5 protein-coding genes are annotated in these 22,734 nt (G+C 59.2%); all 5 read left to right on the top strand.

Features of this window, described 5'->3' with window-relative positions; translation table 11 throughout:
* The first annotated feature begins 234 nt into the window (after nt 1–234).
* A complete protein-coding gene (locus tag MXE41_RS01795) occupies nt 235–3,459 on the top strand; it encodes a hypothetical protein (protein WP_247099149.1) in 3,225 nt (1,074 codons plus the stop codon).
* 100 nt (nt 3,460–3,559) lie between these two features.
* Nucleotides 3,560–10,402 (top strand): hypothetical protein, encoded by a 6,843-nt coding sequence (locus MXE41_RS01790; protein ID WP_247099148.1) that lies wholly within the window; start codon nt 3,560–3,562, stop codon nt 10,400–10,402.
* 109 nt (nt 10,403–10,511) lie between these two features.
* A complete protein-coding gene (locus tag MXE41_RS01785) occupies nt 10,512–12,599 on the top strand; it encodes a hypothetical protein (RefSeq protein ID WP_247099147.1) in 2,088 nt (695 codons plus the stop codon).
* A gap of 473 nt (nt 12,600–13,072) precedes the next feature.
* Complete coding sequence (locus tag MXE41_RS01780; protein ID WP_247099146.1) at nt 13,073–20,317, top strand: hypothetical protein; 7,245 nt, start codon at nt 13,073–13,075, stop codon at nt 20,315–20,317.
* A gap of 855 nt (nt 20,318–21,172) precedes the next feature.
* Nucleotides 21,173–22,180 carry a hypothetical protein gene (locus MXE41_RS01775; protein ID WP_247099145.1) on the top strand — a complete coding sequence of 336 codons (1,008 nt, stop codon included), beginning with the start codon at nt 21,173–21,175 and terminating at the stop codon, nt 22,178–22,180.
* The last annotated feature ends 554 nt before the right edge of the window (nt 22,181–22,734 follow it).

The following is a 22,734-nucleotide window of genomic DNA, read 5'->3' as shown; positions in this document are numbered from 1 at the left end:
TTCCCGCTGAATGAAATCTTTCCCCAATTGAGGTGACCGCAGCTGACCGGGCATGACAGCCCAGGGCTGTTGCCTGATCTGCAGCCAGGGCAGATGAACATACGTCCGGCTGTCACCTCAGCTGCAGCTGCACATACGTCAGGCTGCAGCTTCAGGTTTAACTTCATTGAGCTGGGGAAGTCTGAGGGGGCCTTTAATCAACAGGCATGGTCATTAGTGAGCCCTGGAGGGGCTATGAGAAATTTGTTTAAACCTCTGCTCTTTGTCTTTAATCACCCGCTTTCCAGCGTGTTTTCCCTGATTAGGACAGCTTTTTCCCTTACTTTGATTGCCGCTGTTGCTGCTTTCTTTGTGCCTTTTAACCACTTTGTCGCCGAGGAGGATAAAGACAGCCTCATGGGCACTCTGGGTTCACTGAGCCACCGCCTGGCTCAGGACTTTACCCATGATGTACTGCCCCTGCTTACCTTTACCACACTTGAGCCTTCTGATACTGACCATATGGGCCAGATAGTGGGCCAGCAGCTGGGTGGCGTCTATTACGGCAGCGACCAGCAAAAGGTCTTAAATCCCGATGGCCATATGAGCGATGAGGAGCTCTTTGTGCTCTCAGGCGAGTCCATGCGCAATATCACTGCCTCAGCTGCTGACTTTCAGGGCAGAGACAGCCGTGAGCTGTACATGGACATGCTTCATCTGTGGGGCAGTCCTGCCTATACAGCCGCCATGGCTCAGGCCAATGAGCAGACAATGGCCCGCGACTATCTGGGCATGTTCAGGCTGCCAGATCACATGTCAGTGCAGCAGGGCATTGATAACCTGACCGCACTGCGTCAGGTGCGTCCCTTAATAAAGACCATTGACTATCAGCCCCGTGCCCTTGAGGACGGTGCCGCAGTCACCGGAACCAGCCCGGCCGCTCTGGCATCTGCAGCGCCTGAGCACTCTGCCCCACAGGCACAGAATGCTGCCAGAGCACAGGATGCTGCCATAACACCAGATGCTGCCAGAGCTCCGGCCGCGCCGGCAGCTCAGTCTCGGCCGGGTGCTGCTGCATCGGGCCTGGCTGCAGCCTCAGGCAGCAGGACAGCGGCAGCTTCGGGGAATATGGCTGATTTCACTCCTGTACATCAGGCCATAGCAGCAGGCGGCCGTGCCGGATGGCTGCATGTGGAGCACTTTTTAACGCAGACAGTGATGGCCTGGCATGAGCTTGAGCGTCAGGGTACAGCCTCGCACGACAGCTTTATGGCCTTTGCCGGGCTGATGCCGCACCGCCTGCAGGCAGCCATTGAAAACAAGCTGCGTGCCTGGGGCAGCCTGGGCATACTCGATGAGGCCATGGCCGCTCAGCTGTGGCAGCAGGGCCTGCGCAAGGCCGATAACAGCCCTGAGTTCAGACAGGCCCTGGCTGCAGCCTCTGCCGCCCGTGCCGCTCAGGGCAGCGCTGCCAGCGGCAGCACCAGGCAGAGCACACAGACGTTGTGGCCTGAAGTGCCTTTTGAGCAGCAGGGCCTGGTAGAGCAGGTGCTGAGCACCTTAAGCCCTCTTGAGCAGGCTGAGCTTGAGTCCTTCATCATTGCTCATGTGGCTCTTAAGGACAGCATGGCTTACAGCAGCTCCCCTTTATGGCAGGCCACTGACGGCCTTGATGTCAGCATTGAGCAGGCCGTGGAAAAGCAGCTTGAGGCTTATGGACTGTTTGCCCTCAAGCCTGAGCATCTGCAGGCCCTGCATGATGGCCAGCGCAACTCATATCTTGCCTGGCAGTCCCATTATCAGGCTGACAGCACTCAGGCCGGTACCACGCAGCGCAGCTCACAGAGCTCAAAGAGCACAGCCCCTGAGCAACAGCAGGACAGGACCCTGAGCTCCTCATCCCGGGCAGGACAGAGCAGGTACATTCATGAGCCAGCCACCGGGGCAGCCCATTCCAGCCCTGCAGCTCATAACAGCTTCGCTGCCACTTCCCGCCCTGCAACACCTGAGCTGTCGGCAGGAGCAGCGCTCATGGAGCACGGGGAATTGTCCGGGCTTCACGACGCGCACAGCGTTCACAGTGTGCAGAGTACTGGCCTTGCAGCCAGCCTTTCAACCAGCCTTGCAGCCAGCCTTGCTGACGGCGGTGTGGGCAGTAAGGGCGCCAAAGCCGCAGCAGCATCAGCTGAGCTTGAGCAGGCCCGCAGGGCTTTTGAACTTACTGCTGTGCCTGAGACTGTCACAGCCGCACTTGACGGAGCGGCAGTTTACAGCTCATCAGCTCCGCGCAACAGCAGCACTCAGGGGGCTCAGGCAGGACGCATTGAGCTTGCGCAGCTCAGTGAGCGCAGCGCTCAGGCCGCTGCCGGGGACGGTGGCTTGTCTGTGACTGCCGACATGGCTGACAGCAGTGAGGTGGATGATGCCGACGCTGTGTCTGACACTGACGCTGTGGCTTACATCGACACTGTAGCTGATAACAGAGCTGTGACTGCTGCCGGTAAGGGATCTGACAGCGGCGCCGGGGATCAGGGCGGGGACTTTGTCTGTCCTGTGGATCTGGATCGCAGCAGTGCTGTCTATAGCTGGCTTACAGCCATGGACGACAGTCAGCGTCAGGATCTGGCCACCTTCCTTGAGCAGCTGCAGGGCTGGCAGTTTTATCTCAATCTGCACGGCCTTGCCGATCCAGTAGTTTTCAGTGCCACGCTGCTGCCTGATACTCTGGCAGCTCACCTTGCAATGCTATCTGAGCGCTATCAGGAGCTGCTGGTCTTTGGATCACAGCGGGCCGCTCTGGCTCATGAGCGCCATATTGTCTCCCTGGTAAGCTTCAGAGCCAGTCAGACCACTGTTGATGAGCTTTGCGAGCGCAGGGGCTGTGAGCTCAGCCCCTCCTCTACTGCAAAGGTACTGGCTGCACTTGATGACAGTGAGCTCAGGGAGCTTGCACGTGCTCTGCTTACTCTGGTTGAGGATGGCGCGGCTGTGGAAATGCTCGTTCCTGACAGCATGATGTCATGGGCCATTCATGCCATGCCGGGCTCACTTTATGACCTTGCGCTCAACTCCCTTGAGAGCAGCTCCTGTGGCTATCTGGCCCTGACCCGCAACTGGGTAGAGCAGCACCCTGAGCATGACGCAGGTCTGCAGCTGCTGGCCACCCTCAATGCCCACGGCACAGCCAGTGCTGCGCCCGCCCCGGACCCTGCCTCTTCCGAGGCTACTGACCTTGCCTCTTCCGAGGCGGCTGACCTGGCCATGGCCGTAAGCTCACAGTCAGGCGCCCGCGCTCCTGCAGCGCCTGATCGTGAGACTGTAAAGGCGGCAGCCGCACCGGAAGACACTGAACTGAGCACCAGGTCACTGTCTGCAGTGGCTCCGGCCCGTGCGGTCACGGTCCCGGGCTCAGAGCGGACTTCAGCCAGGGATAACATGGCCTTTCCCAGGCCGGGCCGGGGTAACACAGGTATGGGCTGACAGGGCAGCCCCGCCTTTAAGTCAGGCCCGTATAGCTGTGGGGCCGGGGCCGGATCGCTCAGAGGCGGCCCGGGCGCGCGCAGAGGCTGAGCGCGCCTTTATGCCTGACCCGGCTACCGACGGGCAGCCGGCCATACTTGCCACCTCTCAGGGCGCTGCAACCTGGCATTACCCCGGCAATGTCTATTCCCATCAGGAGCGTGAACTGAGCTACAGGCGCCAGAGCTCAGCCTGGCAAAGAAAGCAGAGCCGCCTTGCAGGCTCCTATGCCGGTTCCGCTTACCAGGACCCGGCCTCAGCTCAGGACTGTGCGAACTGTTATGAGCAGGGAACTGACTGGTTTAAATGGCGCGGCCGTGACCTGACCCGCACCGAGCGCCTGCAGCGCGTGGTTGATAAAGAGGCCCTGACCAGCCTTTTTGATGACAGCCTCGAGCTGGCTGCCCGGCGCTCGGTCCAGGCGGTTCAGTCCGCCTCAGCCCCGTCAGTGCAGCTGTCTCAGTCTGACCGGCAGACTAAGGCCGGTCAGTACGACCAACAGGCTAAGGCCGCTCAGTACGACCGGCAGGCTCAGGCCGGTAAGTCCAGTCAGGTGGCTCATGCGGTCCCTGATGCCGCCACCACAGCCTCAGCTGTGGCAGGCGTATCTGCGGCCTCTGACGGCCCTGACAGTAAGGCCGACGCTCAGATAAGGCGCGTTTCGCTTTACGAGCTTATGACCTCTTACAACAGCCCTGAGCCGGGGGACGGCCCTGGTAAATCCCGGCCCCAAAAGAGCAGTGACCGCAACATGGCCGGCTCTTATCAGAGGTCGCATCAGGGCGGAGGCGAACCCGATGAGGGGACGGCAGGGCGTACTTTCAGGGGCTCTGACAGTGAATCTGCTCAATCAGCAGCTTTTCTTACAGGAGCTGACAGTCACTTGCCTGAGCGGGGCGCTTTTCTTACCAGCAGTGAAAGGGCAGACAAAGCACAGATAAATGAGCTGTCCCCATCATCGCCAGCCCAGGCCCAGGCTAAGGACCAGGCCCATGATCAATCCCAGCCCCGTGACCCCGGGCGCCCGTCTGCTGCCATGAGCGCCCTGAGGGGGACAGCCATGGGCCTGGCATTGCCTGAGTCATCACAGACACAGCGCAGCCGGGCCCGAAGCGGGAGGCCTGCAGAGGCCATGAGCTCTGCCCCGGCGCAGGACCAGGCCGCAGCTGCTGGCACTTACGGGGCAGCCAGTGCACAGGCGAGCGCGGATCACTCCCAGCAGGCAGGTGCAACCGGCAGTGATGAAGGAGCGTCGGGCCGTAAGTGGCTGAGCTCCCGGGCCGGGGCGCACGACAGTGAGTCCCTGTATGGCTCAAATCTCAGTGAGCGCAGGGTGCTCATGGCTGCCGCCGGTCACTCAGGGCCATGGGCAGATGTCTATGGCAATGGCCCGGCCATAGGCAATACCCAGGCCGCTGCCATGGCCCTTGCTCAGGCCGGTGAGCATATACCAGGCTACGGCCCTTCAGCACTGGCAGCTGCCGCGCATACAGGGGAGGCCAGTCTGCCCCGGCGCGCCCTGCCGGCCCGCAAGTCAGAATCTGACCCGCAGATACACAGGCGCAGTGGGCCACACCGCTCCCTGAACCACAGCCCGGCCCCGGCCACGGCTCCGCCCCCAGGGCAGAGCCGTCCAGCCCTTAAGGGCAGCAGCCTGACCCTGTCAGCGCTCCCGGAGCTGGCAGCAGGGCTGAGCTTGCGCCCAGTGACACAGGGATGGCTTACGCATAAGGCCCCGGGGCTGCTGATGACAGCCCTGAACCGTGCTGCCAGCACAGCTCTGGGCACAGTTGCCGCCCGGCATGCTCACACAGCCGTGGGCACAGCCGTAAGCACAGCCATTGGCACGGCCATAAATACCGCCGTGGGTACAGCTGTGAGCACAGCCGAGGCTTATCTCAGTACCTGTCTGTCAGAGCTCCATGGTGACTTTGATGGGCCAGGTGAGACCGCAGACCTGACAGAGATAAAAGAGCTCACCGGGCCGACCGGGCTTGCAGAGCTCACCAGACTGACTGGGCTGCCTGGATGGCCTGCGCTCACAGGACTTGCCGCGCTTGCAGATCACTCTGAGCTCAAGGCTGTTAAGTATGTGCAAGCTGTGAAAGCTTTTACTGCCATCAAAGCCCTCAAAGCTCTCAAATCCCTGGCGCAGCAGGCAGGACTGAGAGCTCTGAGCCGCCTTGATGAGCATGGTGACTTTAATGCCCCTGACAGTGTCCATTACGGGGCCGGTGTCAGGACCTCTGAAGCCGGCAGCTCTGAGGGCAGTGCCACAGGCCGGGAGGAGCGCCCCGCAGGCCGGGGCCTGCTGGTAATTGACCTGCTGCGCCATGGCAAGCTGCCGCGCAGCGCGGCTGACAGAGCCCCAGGGCAGTCTCAAAAGGTCTCTGACGGTCAGCTGCCCGGCAGCTCTGAGCAGCCGGGCCGGGCTGCCCGGACGGACCTTAGCGGTAAGCAGGCCACGGATAAGCTCTCTGACAGTCCTGAACACCAGTCTGATCCGCCTTACCAGGGAGCTCAGTCTGAGAACTCAGGCGCCATGGCCAGTGGTAGGCAGACGGCTGCTGGCGCCCCTGATGGGCAAAAAGCCCTGACAGCCGCCAGAGCCATTCATGAGCAGGTGCACAAGCAGGAGCAGGCTCAGGAGCCCGGGCAGGTGAACACAGCGCAGCTGTCTGAGGCAGCCCTGTACTCAGGACAGCAGGCCAGGTCCGGGGCTGCGCAGGCAGCACTTGCAGCACAGGAAGTACTGGCAGCACAGGCCGGCGACCCGGTCAGTAATGCTGCGCGCACCGGCAAGGACTCAGGTCCGGGCCTGGCAGTTGGGGCAGCTGATACCGGGGAACAGGCCAGCGCATCTGCAGGTCAGGCCCATAGTGGATCTGATGATGAGCTCAGCACCGGGTCGCGCCTGCAGCGTGCTTTTGAGGCGGGGCGTGCGGTTAGAGAGGCTCTTATTGAGGCCGGATCGGCTCTTATCAGGGGCATGGACCCTGATAACACCAGGGAGGCCGGATCTGATCGCGATGACAGTGGTGCACTGCGCCCTCTGTACAGCCAGCGTGAGGCTCACATCAGGCCCGTGCCCGGCATGGAGCCTGAAGGCAGCCAGCCTTTAAGTCCGGCAGCGGAAAACAGCACTGACAGTACAGCCCGCATGGCCAATGCTTCTGACTCCGTCAGCGGCGCCCGGCCGATTAGCGCCGATCAAAACACAGCCGGAGGCGCCCGCCCTCTAAGTGCCGATAAGGACACAGCCGGCGGCGCGCGCCCTGTCAGCTCTGAGGGCATTAACAGAGCAGGCCCAGCTGACCGTGCAGGCCCTGACGGCCATGCTGACCAGGCAGCCTCTGTATACAGCGCTGACAGTAAAGCCCAAAGGGCCTGGTCTTACGGGGCTGGTAAAGCTGACAGCTCTTACGGGGGTAAGGCAGGCAGCGACGTCCTGCAGGGCGCACCTGCCACTGAGCGCACTGACGGGGCCGTGGGATCTGACAGTGGCAGCTCCGCACCGCACGGTGTCGGGCAGGACGCTTTCGCCCGGTCTGTCTCTAAGGCCGGTGCCCAGGGGCACACCGCGCCTGCGCTCCTGGCTCAGGGGGCAGCTGCTGCTTCAGCCCGGCCTGAGCACAGGCCTGATGCCCTTGAGGAGGGGCTCTCTGACTGGCGCCGCCGTGGCCGTGGGCTGTATGAGCGCTGCCTTATTGAGCAGGGCTATCTTCAGGCCAGCCACTATCAGCCTCTCAGTGCGGACAGTACCAGGGCCGCGCAGCTGCTGTGGCTTAATGCTGCGCTGCAGCACTGGACTGATCCCCGTGCCATCAGCTCCCTGCTCAGGGCCATGGCCGGCCCGTCAGTACAAAGGCACACAGAGCCCGGCAGTACAGCCCCAGGCCATGGCACTGCAGGCAGCATTATGGCGCCAGGCAGTGTCGCAGCTGCAGGCGCTTACGGGCTCTCAGAGGGCGCCGGGGCGCTCACAGGCTCACTGATGACTGTTGCCAGGCTGGCGCCGGGCTTTGACTGTAACAGTCTGCCTGATGGCGCTGCGCAGCTGTGCGCTTACGGTCCTGGTCTGTCAGGGCCGCTGACCCTGTGGCAGCTGTCTTTATATGCCCCGTCAGCTATGGGCTGCTCGGGGGAGGACCTGGAGGTCAGAGACAGGCACTACCGCGCCGAGCTTGCTGCCTGGGCCCGCAGAAAGGCACAGGCCGCCCTGAGCGGCAGCTGCAGCTGCAGCGACGCTCACAGCTGTGCGCTGGACTCAGGCTGCAGCAGTGATAGCGGCCTTGAGGGCGGCGCAACGCCTGTAGATGATCCCCCGCCTGTCAGCGCCCGGCAGATAGCCGCCGCCTGGGGGCTGGAGCCGGAAGTGAGCGTGATTGCCCCGGGTGATTTGCTGCTTGAGCCCCTGCGCTGGCGCCAGCTTAGTCGCAGTGACAGGCGCTTTGCCCCCGTGCTGGGCGCCGCCCCTGAAGGGGGCGGTCAGCGACCAGACGCAGCAGCCCCATGGACCGCCGCTGCTACCGGATCTCCAGCTCAGGCCCGAACTGCAGTGCCGGTCTCTCCTGACTCAGCTGCAGATATCAGAGCAGCTGCGCCTGTACAGGACGGAGGCGCCCTGGGCATAGCTGATCTGGCAGGAGCATCTGCTGCCACCGCCCCCGGAGCAAGTTCACAGGCCCGTAGCCTGGCAACACCATCGTTAACACAACATAAGGAAAGTTCTATGCAAATGAACAACAGCAGTGAAAGCAAATACCTCAGTGACAGCTCCAGTGGCCCAGCCGCCGGGGTGACCGTGGAGAGCGCAAAGAGTCAGAGCGCCGTACCTGCAGCGCCCGCATGTGCACAGCCGGGAGCTGGCTCAGCAACGGCTGCAGCCCAGGTTTCAGTAGCGGCTGGCGATGTGGCAGCTGATGAGGCTGCTGGAGCCGCGCAGCTTGCAAAGTCCCTGTATACCTTGCAGGGAGCGGCCGGGCGTGAGGCCCTGCGTGAGTTGCCGCCTGAGCAGCTCTTACATGACAGCCGCACCGATGATCCCCGAAATCTCAGGGCACGTGAGCTGCTCAGTGAAGCCAGGCGCAATCATCAGCGCCTCGACAGACTGGTTGAGTATGCCGTACGCAAAAAGGCTTTACGTGAGCGCACCGGCGAGGCCCCTCCTGAGCGTCCGGGACGCCAGGGTGGACCAGCTTCTGAACACCCTGAAGCCGGGCGTCCTGCGGCCGGGCGCAGTGCCGCCCCGGCACAGAAAGCAGGGGCTTTCCTGGCACAGCCAGCAGGTGCTTTTAATAATGGCCATGACAGAGCCGGAGCCATGGCCCATGGTGAGGGCAGGGCCAGCTTAGATAAGCGCACTTTTGCAGCCGCCACTGGCAGCGGCGCCGACCGTGGGGCTGATACAGGCGCGGCAGGCGCGCCGGACAGAGCAGTGAGCGCGGCCATGCATCCAGAGATGGGCGGGGCTTATGCCCAAGAGAGTGATGAGGGCCGCAGGGGTGGCCGGGTTACGGTGAGCATGACAGGATCGGGAGCCCGCTACCGGCTGCATAAGGACACACTTTCAGGCAGATCAGGGGATGAGGCTGCCCAGCGGGCGCGTCTTGAGTGGTACCGCTCTTTGCCTTTTGCGCGCCTTGATGAGCTGTGGCACTCAGGGCAGGACCTGACTGAGCAGCTTGCTTTGCCGGCCCACGAGCTCTTTGATCAGGCCCGCAAGGTCTTAAAACGCAATATCAAGGCTCTGCATGAGCAGGGGCTAATCAGCAAAGCCCAGATGCTCTCTGTTTATGACAGTGACGGGCGGGGCCTTTATCTGGGCGGCGATCCTGTGCTGGCTTCGCTCTCGTCAGCCCTTGCCAATGTGTCCAGTGAGGATCTGCCCGACATACCTGAATTTCGCCGCGAAAACACCAGCTGGCTGGCCCGCCTCACTGTAGAGGGCTCCATTGAAGGCCGCCACCTGGGCATTTTCAATGCCCATGACCACAGCGATCAGGCCCGCGCTGCCCAGACCATGGTACTGCGCTCGCTGTGGAGCTCCTGCCTTACCTCCATGTGGTGGTCAGAGCACCGCCTGGAGATAGCAAGAGCCCACCTCACTGCTGAAGACCACAATAAGGCCGCTGCACAGCACTCAGCACTGACTGAGCCCCAGCCCCTGGCCACCGGCGCAGCAGCCCCGGCCGGGCACAGTCATACCGGCAGTACTGCAGACAGTTCTGCTCAGCCGCTTAACCCCAGTGCAGAACACAGCTGTGCAGGCAAGACAGAGCAACAGTACCTGGCCCGGGCCGATCTCATGAGAACACAGGGCAATGAGGGCAGCAGCTCAGGGCGGGACAGAGGCGGAGTCATGCTTACTCTGGCAGCGGCCCTGTCAGCCCTGGCTCTGGGTGTGGCTGTACCTCAGGCGGCTGCCCAGGAGCCCGGTGCTGTTGAGCAGGCCGGAACAGTGCTCAGCGAATTTGCCCGCCTGCACTCCCTGCAGCAGCGCTTTAAGAACAGTCAGAGCGCTCAAGACACGGCCTGGGCCGTACTGGAAGCAGCGCGCAGCCTCGGGCAGCTCAGTGAGCAGGCCGGAGGCCCCGGCAACAGCGCCCATGGCAGTGCCGGCGACCCGCCACCATGGGCCGCTCAGGGCCCGCTTAAAGTACCTGATGACACTCAGGCAGCCGCAGCAGACAGGGGCCGCCCGCCTCAGTCGCCCATGGCAGCAGCTGCCACGGCCACCGGCTCTCTCAGAAAAAGCGCCGCGCCTGATTTGAGCGCGCAGGCGGCCTCCCGGGGGCACTCTCATGCCAGGGCACAAGCACAGGCCCACGATCAGTTACAAGCCAGGGCTCGTCCCCGGCCCGGATCTGAGCAGGCCAGAGCAGAGCATGAACTCCCCTGGTGAGCCCGGAACCCGTCCGGCTGCCCCTGGCAGTGTCCACGGGCAATTACGCAGCAGCTCCCAGGAAAACCTTTATTCACTACCTTCATGGTCACAACATAAGGACAGCACTATGCAAGAGCACAATCTCAATAACAATATGGCCCCGGCTGCAGCCGGATCCTTAAAAATCACAGCTCCTTTCAGGGATTCAGACCCACGAGCTGACCGACAGGCTGACCGCCGCGATGACAACCAGGCTGACCGCCCAGCTGACCGCCTCGCTGACAGTCTTGCCGGGTATAGGGCTGAGGGCGTTGCATATCACGCCAGCCATGGCCCGCACGACATTCATGGCCCGCATGGCAGCCATGCTCAGGCAGCCGTGGCTGCCATGCTGGCAGCCGGTGTGGCTCTGGGCCTGCCTGAAAGTGCCGCCGCCAGTGCCAATGCCCCTGACTATGCTCTGATGAGTACTTTAATGGGCGCTGATGAGGCGGATATGAGTGGTGGTGTCCATAAAGCAGGGGCTGATTTTAATGGTGATGCCGTGGTGCAAAATGCCCTGTGGGATGGGGACTGTGCTGATGAAAGGGGCGCGGGCGCTGCAGGAGTAGAAGCGCATTACTGTGCTGTTCAGGCCCGCAGCCCGCAGCGCCGTGTGCAGCCATGGAACGGAGCTGTGCCTTCAAGTGAGGACATGGAAGAGGCCGCTGCCGGCCTTGGGGTACCAGGTGCCAAAGGCTATACCCCGCCAGATGATCAGGGCGGATCTACCCCATGGTGGCGTCTGCATGTCATAGGCGAGGCTCAGGCTGCTGACTTTGCCCATGGTGATGCAGCCTCACGTGAGCGTGAGGCCGCTGCTCTGTGGCAGCGCATCAATGCCCGTAATAACTCTGCTCTGGACCCGGCTGCTGAATCCCCGGTCAGCACCACCGCCGCCGGTCTAGCCGGCGCATACGCAACCATCTCGGAAAATGACCGTAATGTTTATTCAGCCGTCACCGCCCCGGCTCCGGCCACTGCCTTAAATGCAGATGGCGCCGCTGCGCCGGGTGCCACAGCAGCAGGCTCAGGCCAGACAGCCGCTGGTGCGGGCCAGCATGGCCCAGGCCAGACAGGCGATGAAGTGATAATTGATGTTTATCAGGAGTCCTTTCCCATACGCAAAAATCCCCGCAATCTCATGGAGCTGCGCAGCAATGCCATAGCCTTTGATACCGGACGCATTATCAGACGCGTATATAACCGCAGTGCCCTGCTCTCAAGGATACATGACTGGTCAAATCTCGATCTCACCACCGATAAGCAGCCCTATCTGTTCATGTCCTGGGATCATGTTCATTCAGCTGTTAATGACGGGGTACCTGCACCAGGCACTGCCCCTGCTGCCTACGGCAGTTATGAGGGCAGCATGGCCTCTTACTCCCAAAGCGACGCAAGCCTCAATGGCGCTCCGCCTGCCCAGACTCATGGCGGTACAGCTCCGGCACAGTCTGTGACAGCGGCAGCTGCAGCAGCTCCAGGTGCTGCAGTGGCCCCGGCTGATGCCGCAGACTCTGCAAGGAGCGATACTGTGAGCACAGCAAAGGTCAGAGCTCCAGCAGCTACTGCCACAGCAGCTGCAACAGTGGCTCCATCAGGAGTTGCAACAGTGGCTGCAACCGCAGCTGCAGCCGCCGCTGCAGCAGCGGAGAGTCAGGGGGCATACATGAAGGCAGTGCCGGGCTTTCCGGGCATAAAGGCAGCCAGGACTTACATCCCGGGCTTACCGGCTGTTACGGCTTATTCGCCAGCCCGCATGGCTGTGCCTCATGGCCGGGCTAATACTCACTCAGCTCCGGTAGCAGGAGCTGCACAGGCAGCAGCCCCTGACCCTTATGCACCTGCAGGTACCGGCTTGCCCGGCAGTGGCAGCAGCTGGGGTTACAGCCTGAGCTCATTGCCTCCTGCTATGCCTTATCGTGATCTTAATCCTCAGGCGGTAGCTGATTTGCAGGCCGTTACTGACCCATTACGTCTTAGCCGTGTCAGCGAAGAGCTCAGTTTGCGTGAAAGTCCTCAGCGTCAGCTTGATTTTCACAATGGCAATGGCGGGCGCCGCGCCATTATGCTGGCTGCGGTCACCCGCCCGGGCGCAGCTGCAGCAGCTGACGAGGCCGCTCAGGCTCAGGAGCGCAGCGCTCTGGACAGCCACGACCAGGCCCTGAGCTCATAAGAGCACTGGGCGCATGGTAATAAAGCCCGAACGGGGGCAGATACAGGCACTGTCCTGCGGATAGAAACAGGCCCGGCAGGCATTAAATGGCCCGTAGCTGCAGCTGCCACTTGTCTGGTCTTGCAGGCACCCAAAGAGCCGGGACAGCAGGCGCTACAGGCGCTGGCTCTGCAGGTGACCAAAGCGCCAGCTTTGCAGGCAGTAAAGGGCCGGTCTTATCAGGCAGGTAAGGTACCTGTCCGGGCGGCCGGACAGGCAGGACAGGTCCTTTGATAACAGTAATGGTGCCTGCCTGCTGCCAGCACAGCAGGAGCGTGCCTGTACTTGCCGGTCCTCACCGGGACTGAAGATAACAGTGGCCCTGCTTTCAGGGCCTGGATTACAGGCTGACCGTCCGACGGCAGCCTGAAGTGAGATTTACCTTTTTTTATCTTTTGAGATAACAGTTGAGATAACAGACAGGGAGAACAGCTATGCGCAGTGTCAGCTGGATAGAGCAGCGAATGGCGTCCATGAGTCAGGTATGGGCGTCATTTTTTGAGCGCAAGGGAGCTGCCATGGAAGGACGCCATGGTCATAAAGCCGCAAGGCAGAAATCTGCAGAGCCTTGCCCACATGGTCAGCAAGGCGCCGGTGGCGCACAATACGGACAGCCGGCCGGATCAGGCGCAGCTTATGGCCAGGGCGCGGGTGCCGCTAACTTCGGCACAGCAACTGGTGCGGGTTATGGTGCGGGCGCCGCTAAAGGCGGCACAGGGACGGTTGCTGGAGGGGCCAGCCCGGGCGTGCAGCCGGGCGGTCTTTATATGCTTGATGACAGCTGGGATGAGGTCAGAGACGACGGGGCCGCTCCCTTATGCCTTAATGCCTCGCAGCAGGGCACAGGTGAGCTTGATGCTGCGCTGATGCGTCCGAGTTATGCCTTTGCCGAAGATGGCTGGGTACGCTTTGAGGTCTTAAGTGATCAGCAGTTAATCGATCACTGTCAGGGTGAAATAGCTGTCCTGCTGCGCAGCTTTCAGGGCAATCCTGAGGAAAGAGCTCTGCTGCTCATGCCTCTTATCCGCATGCTGGTCCGTCAGTGCGGCCCCCTGCCTGTGGAGCTGACGCGCTGTGCCATGGACAGGGCTGATATGCTGCGTCGCTCCCTGCGCCTTGCCAATACCGCCCTTGAGGTCTATGGCACTTTGTCTGCCAGTCTGGTCAAAAGCAGCACTATCTTAAAATCCCTGAGCGCTCAGGCAGCCCGCCAGGCTCAGCAGAGCGATGCTGATGAGGACAGTGAGGGCGGCGCTGAAGAGGACATGGACAGCAGCGTAAGAGACAGCAGCGCCAGGGACAGCACTTCATCAGGACGTGCCCGCAGCCGTGGCCGTGCCCCGGATGCGCAGCCCGGCGCCGCTGCAGGCAGCGCTGCGGGCAGCACGGCTGATGGCGCTGACGGGGCTGATGAGGAGATTGAAGACAGCCGCAACTGGCGCTTTTTTGCTGTGGGCAGTCGCCCTGAAGGGTCCGGTGAGAGCTGCAGGGTGTTTAAAGGCTATCAGTGCTCCCAGCCTGGCCTTATCTGCGGAGATTCCACTGAGCTTGCCATGTATAACAGCAGCTGGTGCACAGCTCTTATGTTTGATAATGACGAATATGAGGGCATTATTCATGAGAGTGACTGGGAGAGCAGGTGGGACTGTGCCGGTTATGAGCTCAATGATTTGCACCATGAGCTCAACGACTTTATTTCCGTACTGCACAACAGTGAGCTTCCCGGCCAGATAAGCGCCGACCTGCTGGCCCGTCAGGCTACGGGCCTTGATTATTACGAGCATAATGCCAGTGGCAGCACCTGGCTTGCCTCCCCGGCGGCTCACGTAGCAGCAAAAGGCCGTGCAGGCACAGGCGCTGCAGCCGGCAGCAAAGCCGCTGGCAGCAGGCCTGAGAGCACTCACAAATGGCTGGAGCTTACAGGTAAGGAGGCCTGTAATCTGGCACGCACCTTATGGGGTACGGGAACAGGCAACTGCTATCCCCAGGTAACAGCCTCGGCCTGGGGCAAAGCTCTGAGCAGCATGGGAGCCACTGCCCTGTACGACAGTGAGCTTCAGCCAGGGGCTCAGCCTTATGGAAATCAGCCAGCCGGGGCCCTGCCCGCAGCAGCGTATGGCGGCACCACCTGTGCCGGTGGAGCATGGGACAGCGGCGCATGGGGCAGCGGCGCATGGGGCAGCGGCGCATGGGGCAGCGACGCATTTGCAGGCATGGGACAGGGCCAGGGTATCTTTATGCTCCCTGAGCTTGAACGTGTGGGTAAAAAGGGCAGACCATTTTGCGGCGACAGCCTGGATATGCGCCGCCTTGCCACCTCAAGAGTGCTCGGTCCCATGGTGGGCATGGCTGCCTCAGATGATGAATGGGCGCGCTGGCATGAGGAGGCCTTAAACCGCTGCCGCTCCAACATCATGGTCAGAACAGCAGGATTCAGTGAACTCTCAGTTAACCGCGACCACAACAGTGATGGTGTGCTCAATGCCTTTAAAAAAGAGCATTTTGGCCCTCTGTGTCAGAGCCTGTACCATCAGGCCGTGCAGGCCTCACTGGGCCGCTATGATCATGAGCAGCTTCAGGTAATAGTACAGCTGTCTCTTATCATGATCTGCTTTGCCCATCAGCTCTGGCGCATTCCTTATGAATACGAAATCTGCTCAGATAATGGTCAGCGTTATGATGCTGCCTGTGGCACCGTAAGTTTAAGCCAGTTCTGTGAAAACACAGGAGCTCACATGCTCTATGTGCGCTACCGCGCCCAGTGCGAGCGTCTTAATCCCTGGACAGCCACTTTTCATGACAGTCTGTCTGATTATCAGTATCACGATCGTATTGAAAGATATGGCGTGGAGGTCTTCAGGCATTTCTGCTCTCATACCACAGCTGTTATCTCCCAGATTTTCCCATATCAGGAGCTGCGCCTTGCAGATCATGTAGTACCCACCCTGGTATCAGGACTGTGTGACTTTCTGGAGGCCGTGGAGCAGCCTGTATGGGAGCCTGTCCACGCCCAGTACATTATTCAGTATCTGACCCGTGAGCAGCTGGCCTGCGGCCTGATGCTGCGCACCCAGATAAAGCACGATCTGTCCCGCCTGCACGCCCTTGGTCTGGCCTGCAATATCGATCTTAACGCTCCGCCATCATGCGCTGCTGCCGCCTGGCAGCGCGCTCTGGCAGCAGCACAGACGCCCCTTGACTCAGTAACATACGCCCAGGAGCCTGGCCTGAATGCCGACGCAGACACTGCCGCATCCGCGTCAGCCGCTGCCGCAGACACCGACAGCGCCTGGGCTGCCGCAGGCGGCGCTGAGGCTGGCGCCACCGGTCTTTCAGCTGGCCTTGACAGCCATGATAACAGTACAGCTGATGCCAGGGTGCCGGGCAGTGTGGTGGCTCCTGACAGCTCTATGAGCGCTGACCCTGATGATCCCGAAGCTGCCTTTGACATGGAGGATGACGAGTTTGAGCTGGTCATTCCGTCATCTGCCATGCAGGCCGTACAGGGAAGCGGCGCTCAGGCGGGCAGCAAGGACGCTGTAAGCCTTGCAGATACAGATATGGTAATGGACTTTGATCCAGATGCTCCTTTTGATCCTGAGGACCTGGAAGGCAGTTATCCTGACATGGGAGCCGATGATTTTTCAGGCATTGATGACCTGGCAGCAGCAGACCTGTCCTGCCTGAGCTCAGCTGTTGACGATACATCCCCGTCAGACTGCACAGGCCTGGCAGCAGACACTTCTGTGGCACAAGCAGGTGCAGCTGCAGCCTCAGCTGAGGCTGATAAAGGTGCCCAGGGTGGTGACAATATGGACGCTGACTCTGATGCTGATGATTCCTGTGACGCTGCTGACAATGACAGTGACAGTGACAGTGACAGCGCCATTGCTGATGAATGGGACTTTATTGATCCTGAGGCCCTGCTGGCCGCGCAGAAGGAAAACATGTCAGCCGACAGCAGTGAGAGCAGTAACTGCAATATAGCAGACAAAACTGAAAATAAAGTGTGTGATGGCGACAGTAAACAGAGCCTTTGCGGGTCTTCTGAGGTCTCATCAGCAGGGGGCGAAGAGGTTCAAAACGGGGCGGCAAAAATTGCCGGAGGTGCTCACGAGGCTGACAGTGAGGCCATTTGTAGCGGCAAGAATCATACTGGCAGTAGAGCTGTAAATACCTGCAGTTCAGGTGATGACAAGGCCGAATCAGGCAGTGCTGACAGTGCTGACAGTGCTGATAATGCTTTACAAATTAATATCGACAGCACTGCAGCTGACAGCTCCAGGCATAACAAGACCTCCAGCTCACATTGTGATTACACTTTCCTGCAGTATGCCGACGACAGCATGGTCGAATACTGCGAGATACTTGATATGGAAACTCAGCTGCTGTGCGGTATGAGAGCCGCTCCTGCAAACGCAGAAAAGGCTGTGGTTGCAGCGCAGGCAGCTGCTGCAGCTGACGCAGCTGATGCATATGCTGCAGCCGTTGCTGCAGGCGCTCATAATGACAGGAATGGGGAGCTTGCAGACTCATGCAGCCACGACGGCATGGACAGTCTTCCTGCGGCTGATAAAGCAGCTAAAAATGGTGCATTTAACAATACACAAAATAATTTGCAGAGTATTAACAGTGATGACGCTGCCTGCACTGATACTGACTTTGCTGATGTTGACTGCACTGATGGTACTCTGGCCGGAAATAAAGTAAGCAAAAGTGCTGAGCAATCTATGAGCAGCGAGCACTCAGCTGGCGCTTATTCATGCCTGTCAGGCATTACTGAGAATGCGAACGGGAGTGTGAATGAGAGTGAAACTAATATTAGCTCCCAAAGCTGTGCGTCCGTTAAGCAAAGTGATGAAACAGATGATTTGCAAAACGATTTGCAAAACAGTTTGCAGAACGATTCATCAGCTGACTCACAAAATTATGTGAAGCATGCTTTACATAATTGTTTACAAAATACTATGACGGATGATTTGCACAACAGTGTGAACAATAACTCACACTATTCTGAGCAGGATAATTTACAGGAATCTGAGCAGGATGATTTACAGGAATCTGAGCAAAATAATTTACAAAATAATTTGCAGGATGATTTACCTGTTGAGCAGCCAGATGACCAGAGCAATGATCTGCATAATGAGCAACACAATGACTTGCAAAATGACTCTCAGGATAATAGCCAGCCTGATTTGAAAGCTGTAAGTACCGACAGCTGCTGCAGCGACAGCTGTGCAGCAGGGGCTGATGCGGCTGCAGGGGATGAGGAAGATGCTGAGCTTAAGGAGCTGCCTGAGCTTACTGATGAGCTGCGCCTTGAGCTGCAGCTCAGAGAGATGAAGGAGCTCTTTGAGAGTGCGCTGCGCCGTGTGAGCATCAATCGCAGTGATTCTGATGTCTATGTCAGCGGCAATTACGTATTCTTTGTGGATCGCACCCGTGCCTGGGCCGTGCTTAACAGCAGCTGGCAGGAGTATATCTACGGGCCTTTCTCCCGTCAGTCCGAGTCCAACAGTAATGCCCTTGGTATGGAAATTCTGCAGTCCTTTATTGCCGCTCCCCCTCTTTCAGAGACCAGTACTGTTATCCAGCCATATCCGGTACTGATAAGAACAGCCACCGACGTCATTATTGCCCGGGGCTATTATCTGTGCTTCCGTGAAATGGATCTGGGAGCTCAGGTGCTGATGCAGGAGTATAACCAGCAAGAGGATCATGCCTTTCTGGACTGGCAGCTGCGCGTAGCTGTAAGCCTCTATCTGCTGGCCTGCTCACGAGCAGGTCGTGGTCAGGATCCTCTTAAGGTCGATCTGGGTGAAAAGGCTCTTATGACAGCCCTGAGCACCCCGACCGGCTTTAAGGGCGCAGCGCTGTCACCGGCCTCAGCTGAAGCTGGCGCCGCCGCCGGCAGCTGTGCCGGTGGCGTTGCCAGCGGGTGCGGCGCCAGAGAGGGAGGCGCATGCGGGAGCAGCGCATACCGGAGCGGCGCATGCCGGAGCAGCGCATGTACTGATTGGGACGGAGCTTACAGTGACCCTGGCTCCTATTACACCAGTGGTATTGGTGATAACTGCGATGTCTTTAACGCTGGGGAATTCTTTGGCTCTGGTGAGGACAGGTTTTATGACAGTCTGGACGCTGGCGAACTGGATGACATTGAGGATGATTATGGCCTTGTCTTTGACAGTGATGGCCGTCTGGTCACTTACAGCAATGATGAGGTTATAACTGAGCAGTGTGATCGCTCAGAGGCTGATAACAGCAGGCTGATGCGCTGCCTGTCAGGTCGTGGCTTTGACTGGAGACGCGTAAGCCTTCATGGTTTTGGTCCTGAAGGCCCGCGCGTCAGAGTAAGAGCCTCAACCTCAGTTGAATCAATACTCTCAGGATCTGCTGTTATCAGGGAGATCTTTGGCCGTGTGGTCATTAAGAACAGTTCTCATCTGAACTTCAGGCCAGGCGAGGATCTGTCAGGGGTGGATATTGAGATTCATGCCATCAATATTGATCCTCTCTTCACCAGCTTTTCTGTTGAGCGTCGTCGCACTCGAGAGATATTGGGCCGCAATGCCATAGTTGACAGTGCCGCTCAGGCCCGTAAAGCCCTCAATCTGTCCAGTGCTGTAGAAAAGGAAAACCAGAAAGCCCTGCGTGAGGCCTGCTCAGATGAGTTCTTAAGAAACAGCCTTGAGGACATGATTACCCCTGAGCAGATGGAACTCAATGCCAAAAAGCCCCGCACCCGCAAGAGCAAGGCAGAAAAAACAGCATCTGAGTCTTCAGGTGCCACGGCATCAGCAGGCAGGGGCCGCAAGAGCGCCGCCACCACTGCCACCGCAGCTGAAGCAGCGGCAGGTGCCGGTGCCGTAGGTGCCAGTGCCGGAGGTAGTACTGAGGTCATAAGTGACGAAGCCGCTCCGGTCAAAGCCCGTAGTGGCCGTAAGCCAAAGGGGGCCAGTGCAGCCAGTGCAGCCTGTTCAGATACAGCTGCACCTTCAGCCAGTGCTGATGGTGACAGTGCTGTATCGGATGCGGGCAGCGATATGCCTGTTAAGGCCAGACGAGGTCGCAGGAAAAAGTCAGAGGCTGCTGATGCATCAGCAGTATCTGGGGCTGCTACAGGATCCGGTGGCGGTACAGGATCCGGTATTGATGGCGATGCTGATACTGGCGCAGCAGTCATTGGCGCAGCCGTAAGTGCTGATAATAATGCTGATGCTTCAGGCCAGAGTGTGGTAAAGCGCACCCGTGGCCGCAAGAAGAAAGCTGACAGCGCTGCTGATGCTCAGGAGGCTGGTTCAACACCGGCTTGCAGAGGCAGGGGCAGACCAAAGGGCTCAACCAGAGCTGCTGCCGCAGGTACTACCCAGGGTACAACAAGGGCCGGGGCCAAAGGCAAGACCAAAGCCGGTGACGGTGGTCAGGCTGTACGCTCAGGTGGGCGCCGCAAGCTCAAGGACGAGGCTCTGGTAAAGGCCGATGCCATTGAAGAGCGGGCAAAGGCTCGCGACGAGCAGGTTCAGACTGATCCTGAGTATGCACGTGTCATACAGCGCCGCAGCGCTCTGGCCCGCCCTGAGGTCAGTCCTGAGGAGCTGGCTGCTGCCCTTGCAGATCCGACCTTATGCCCTGACTTTGAGATCACATCAGCTGATGAGTATGACGACTGCGTATAGCTGACAGCACAGCTGACAAAGGGCCGCTCTATACTTATGGCCTGCCAGTGCCATTACAGGCCATGAGCGGCCCGGAAAAGTGCTGCTTATCAGCTGTTTAACGGCCCTTAATACTGTCCACTGGCCATACTGTGATCCTCCATCTGGTCTCCAGTGAACAGTCGGTGGCCATTAGAAAAAAACTCCACTTCTGGTGATGGGGGAACCTGATTTTGAGCCAAAGCTTAAACATGCTCTGGAAGAGTATAAGAAGTGATGAAAGGCACCCAGTACGGGTGCTTTTTTGTTTTAAGTAGAACTGTACTAAAAGAAAGACGTAATCCGGGCTTCTGTGGTACATGGCGCCATGGGAGCGGCTGTTGAAAGTATGGCGGGCATAGCCTAATGCGAGCGGCTGTTGAGAGTGGGCCGGACATGGCAGCATGGGGCGCGGACAGCCTGACAGCGCAGGCCTGGTCTGGCCAGGCCTGACCTTGACAGGACAGGGATTGAGCAAGGGGGGCGTGACATCCTGACAGCACGGGCCTTGACTGGACCTGGCGGGATTTATGGTGTATGTGAGGTGGAGGCCATGGTTTTTATGGCCACAGGTGTTTGAGGGCTGCTGTGCAGGGGAGGGTTGCAAACAGGGAGCAAAAGCTTACATGAAAGCCGCTCAGAGCGCATTATGAGCTCATATCCTGTGATTGCATTGACTGAGTCTGTCTCATCTTGCGGGGCCACAGTTATGGCCCCTGCCGGGCAGATCTGCAGCAATGTGATGACAGGGGTAAACCGGCCCTGCCAGGTGGCTTTATGAGCCTTGCCTGGATCAACAGGGCTGCCTGCAAACATTACAGCCCCCTGGAGTATTGTATGCAAGTCAATAATACAGTTCTTGCTCATGTTGAATCATCTCAGGACAGCTGCTGGCACAGCTGTGAAGACACCATGTCAGCTCATGCTCATTTACCTGCCGAGGCTTATGGCCGCTGGTGCCTGAGTCGTCTGTCAGGTGAATCTCTGACCGCCCTTACTCTCGACCTGCCCCGCTGCTGCTCAACTGTCGGCATGGCTCTTAACTGTGCCAACAGCAGCCATGAATCATCAGGTACCCAGGTGCCAGCCAGGTCAGATAAGGATGTCCAGACTGCACAGTCGTACAGGGATGAAAGGGACGTCAAGGCAGTCAGCTCCTGTATGGCTCAAATGTCCGGTCTGCAGAGGTTATGTGGTTCTGCGTCTGAACACGCCTGTGCGTCTGACAGAGAAGCCCGTGCAGCTGCTGCAGCTGCATCAGCTTCAGGTGAGGCTGCAGCGTCCACGGGCAATTTGTCCGGAGGCTGTCACAGCAGTGGCACTGATTGTCAGGCTGAACATGGGGAGAGAGCTGTGAGCGTGTTATCTGATGGCCAAAACATCAAGAAAGACTGTGAGTCTTTGGAGGGCAAATGCACTCAGAGAAATGACAGTGCGGGCAGAGACGCAGACACAGGAGCGGGCGCGGGCAGAGATGCAGGCGAAGGCGTGGGCACGGCCAGCGGCGCGGGCGCTGGCAGCGGAAGCTGTGCCGGAGCAGAGGATGGCCGTGCGTACGGGATTTGTGAGGCCGATCTTGATGAGATTATAGCCTGGTGGGAAAGTCAGGGCGGTGATGCTGACGATGGCCAGAGCACGTTGCTGGTTGCCACATATGGCAATGACAGCTGCAGCAACTCTCAGAGCGCTGCGGCGGACAGCGTGCTGCGCGGTGGCGGTGGCCGCAGGGCCTACAGTGATCTCATGGCCAGTGAGCGCAGGGCTGACCGCATATTGTCCGCGCGCTGTGTGCATCGTAACCTCGGAGACATCCTTGCACGCGCGGGCATGACCTCGCTGTATTAGCCAGTCTGCAGGCAGGTCCCTGTCAGGAACTGGCGGCCTGTCTGCCCATGTCAGGCACTGCGTCGCATTGTCTGGCTTTGTCTGACATTGTCAGTCAGGCAAGGTCTGTCTGTCTGGCAGTGAGAGGCGGGCAGCTGTGGCTTTAAAGGCCTGTCATGGTTACATGACAGGCCTTTTTTGCGGGCAAGGTTTGCGTAGGGATGGGGATATTAACAGGTGATGATACGTAATTGCAGCCGGGAGTATTAGTGCTGGACCTGCGTGGGGACGGTGCTCTGTATTTTGTCCATTATCTCGTGTGGCCTGTGGTCGGTACCGGGATCCTGGATGGCGGTGGGGCCATGGGCGCCCATATGGGCCTTACGGGGCTGCCCCTGGCCCTTTAAGTGCATGCTTTTTGGGGTCAGGTGTGAGCTGTGAGGTTTTTCCTGTGTGCTATCCCTGATATCATTATATGTTTAGACAGACAAAGCGCTCAGCGGTCTGTCCCAAGGCCCTTGTGGCGCCAGGTTATTGTAAAAGTTTCTATATATAAAAATATTTAAAAACAACTA

This window comes from Anaerobiospirillum sp. NML120449 (assembly GCF_023051105.1).
Taxonomy (GTDB): Bacteria; Pseudomonadota; Gammaproteobacteria; order Enterobacterales; family Succinivibrionaceae; genus Anaerobiospirillum.
The sequence above is the reverse complement of the archived record's forward strand: the minus strand, read 5'-3'. Positions and strand labels throughout refer to the sequence as shown.

What these genes read in the sequence shown, in the direction of transcription:
- MXE41_RS01775 (WP_247099145.1), top strand. Translation starts at nt 21,173, where the DNA reads ATGCAAGTCAATAATACAGTTCTTGCTCATGTTGAATCATCTCAGGAC.
- MXE41_RS01785 (WP_247099147.1), top strand. Translation starts at nt 10,512, where the DNA reads ATGCAAGAGCACAATCTCAATAACAATATGGCCCCGGCTGCAGCCGGA.
- MXE41_RS01780 (WP_247099146.1), top strand. Translation starts at nt 13,073, where the DNA reads ATGCGCAGTGTCAGCTGGATAGAGCAGCGAATGGCGTCCATGAGTCAG.
- MXE41_RS01790 (WP_247099148.1), top strand. Translation starts at nt 3,560, where the DNA reads ATGCCTGACCCGGCTACCGACGGGCAGCCGGCCATACTTGCCACCTCT.
- MXE41_RS01795 (WP_247099149.1), top strand. Translation starts at nt 235, where the DNA reads ATGAGAAATTTGTTTAAACCTCTGCTCTTTGTCTTTAATCACCCGCTT.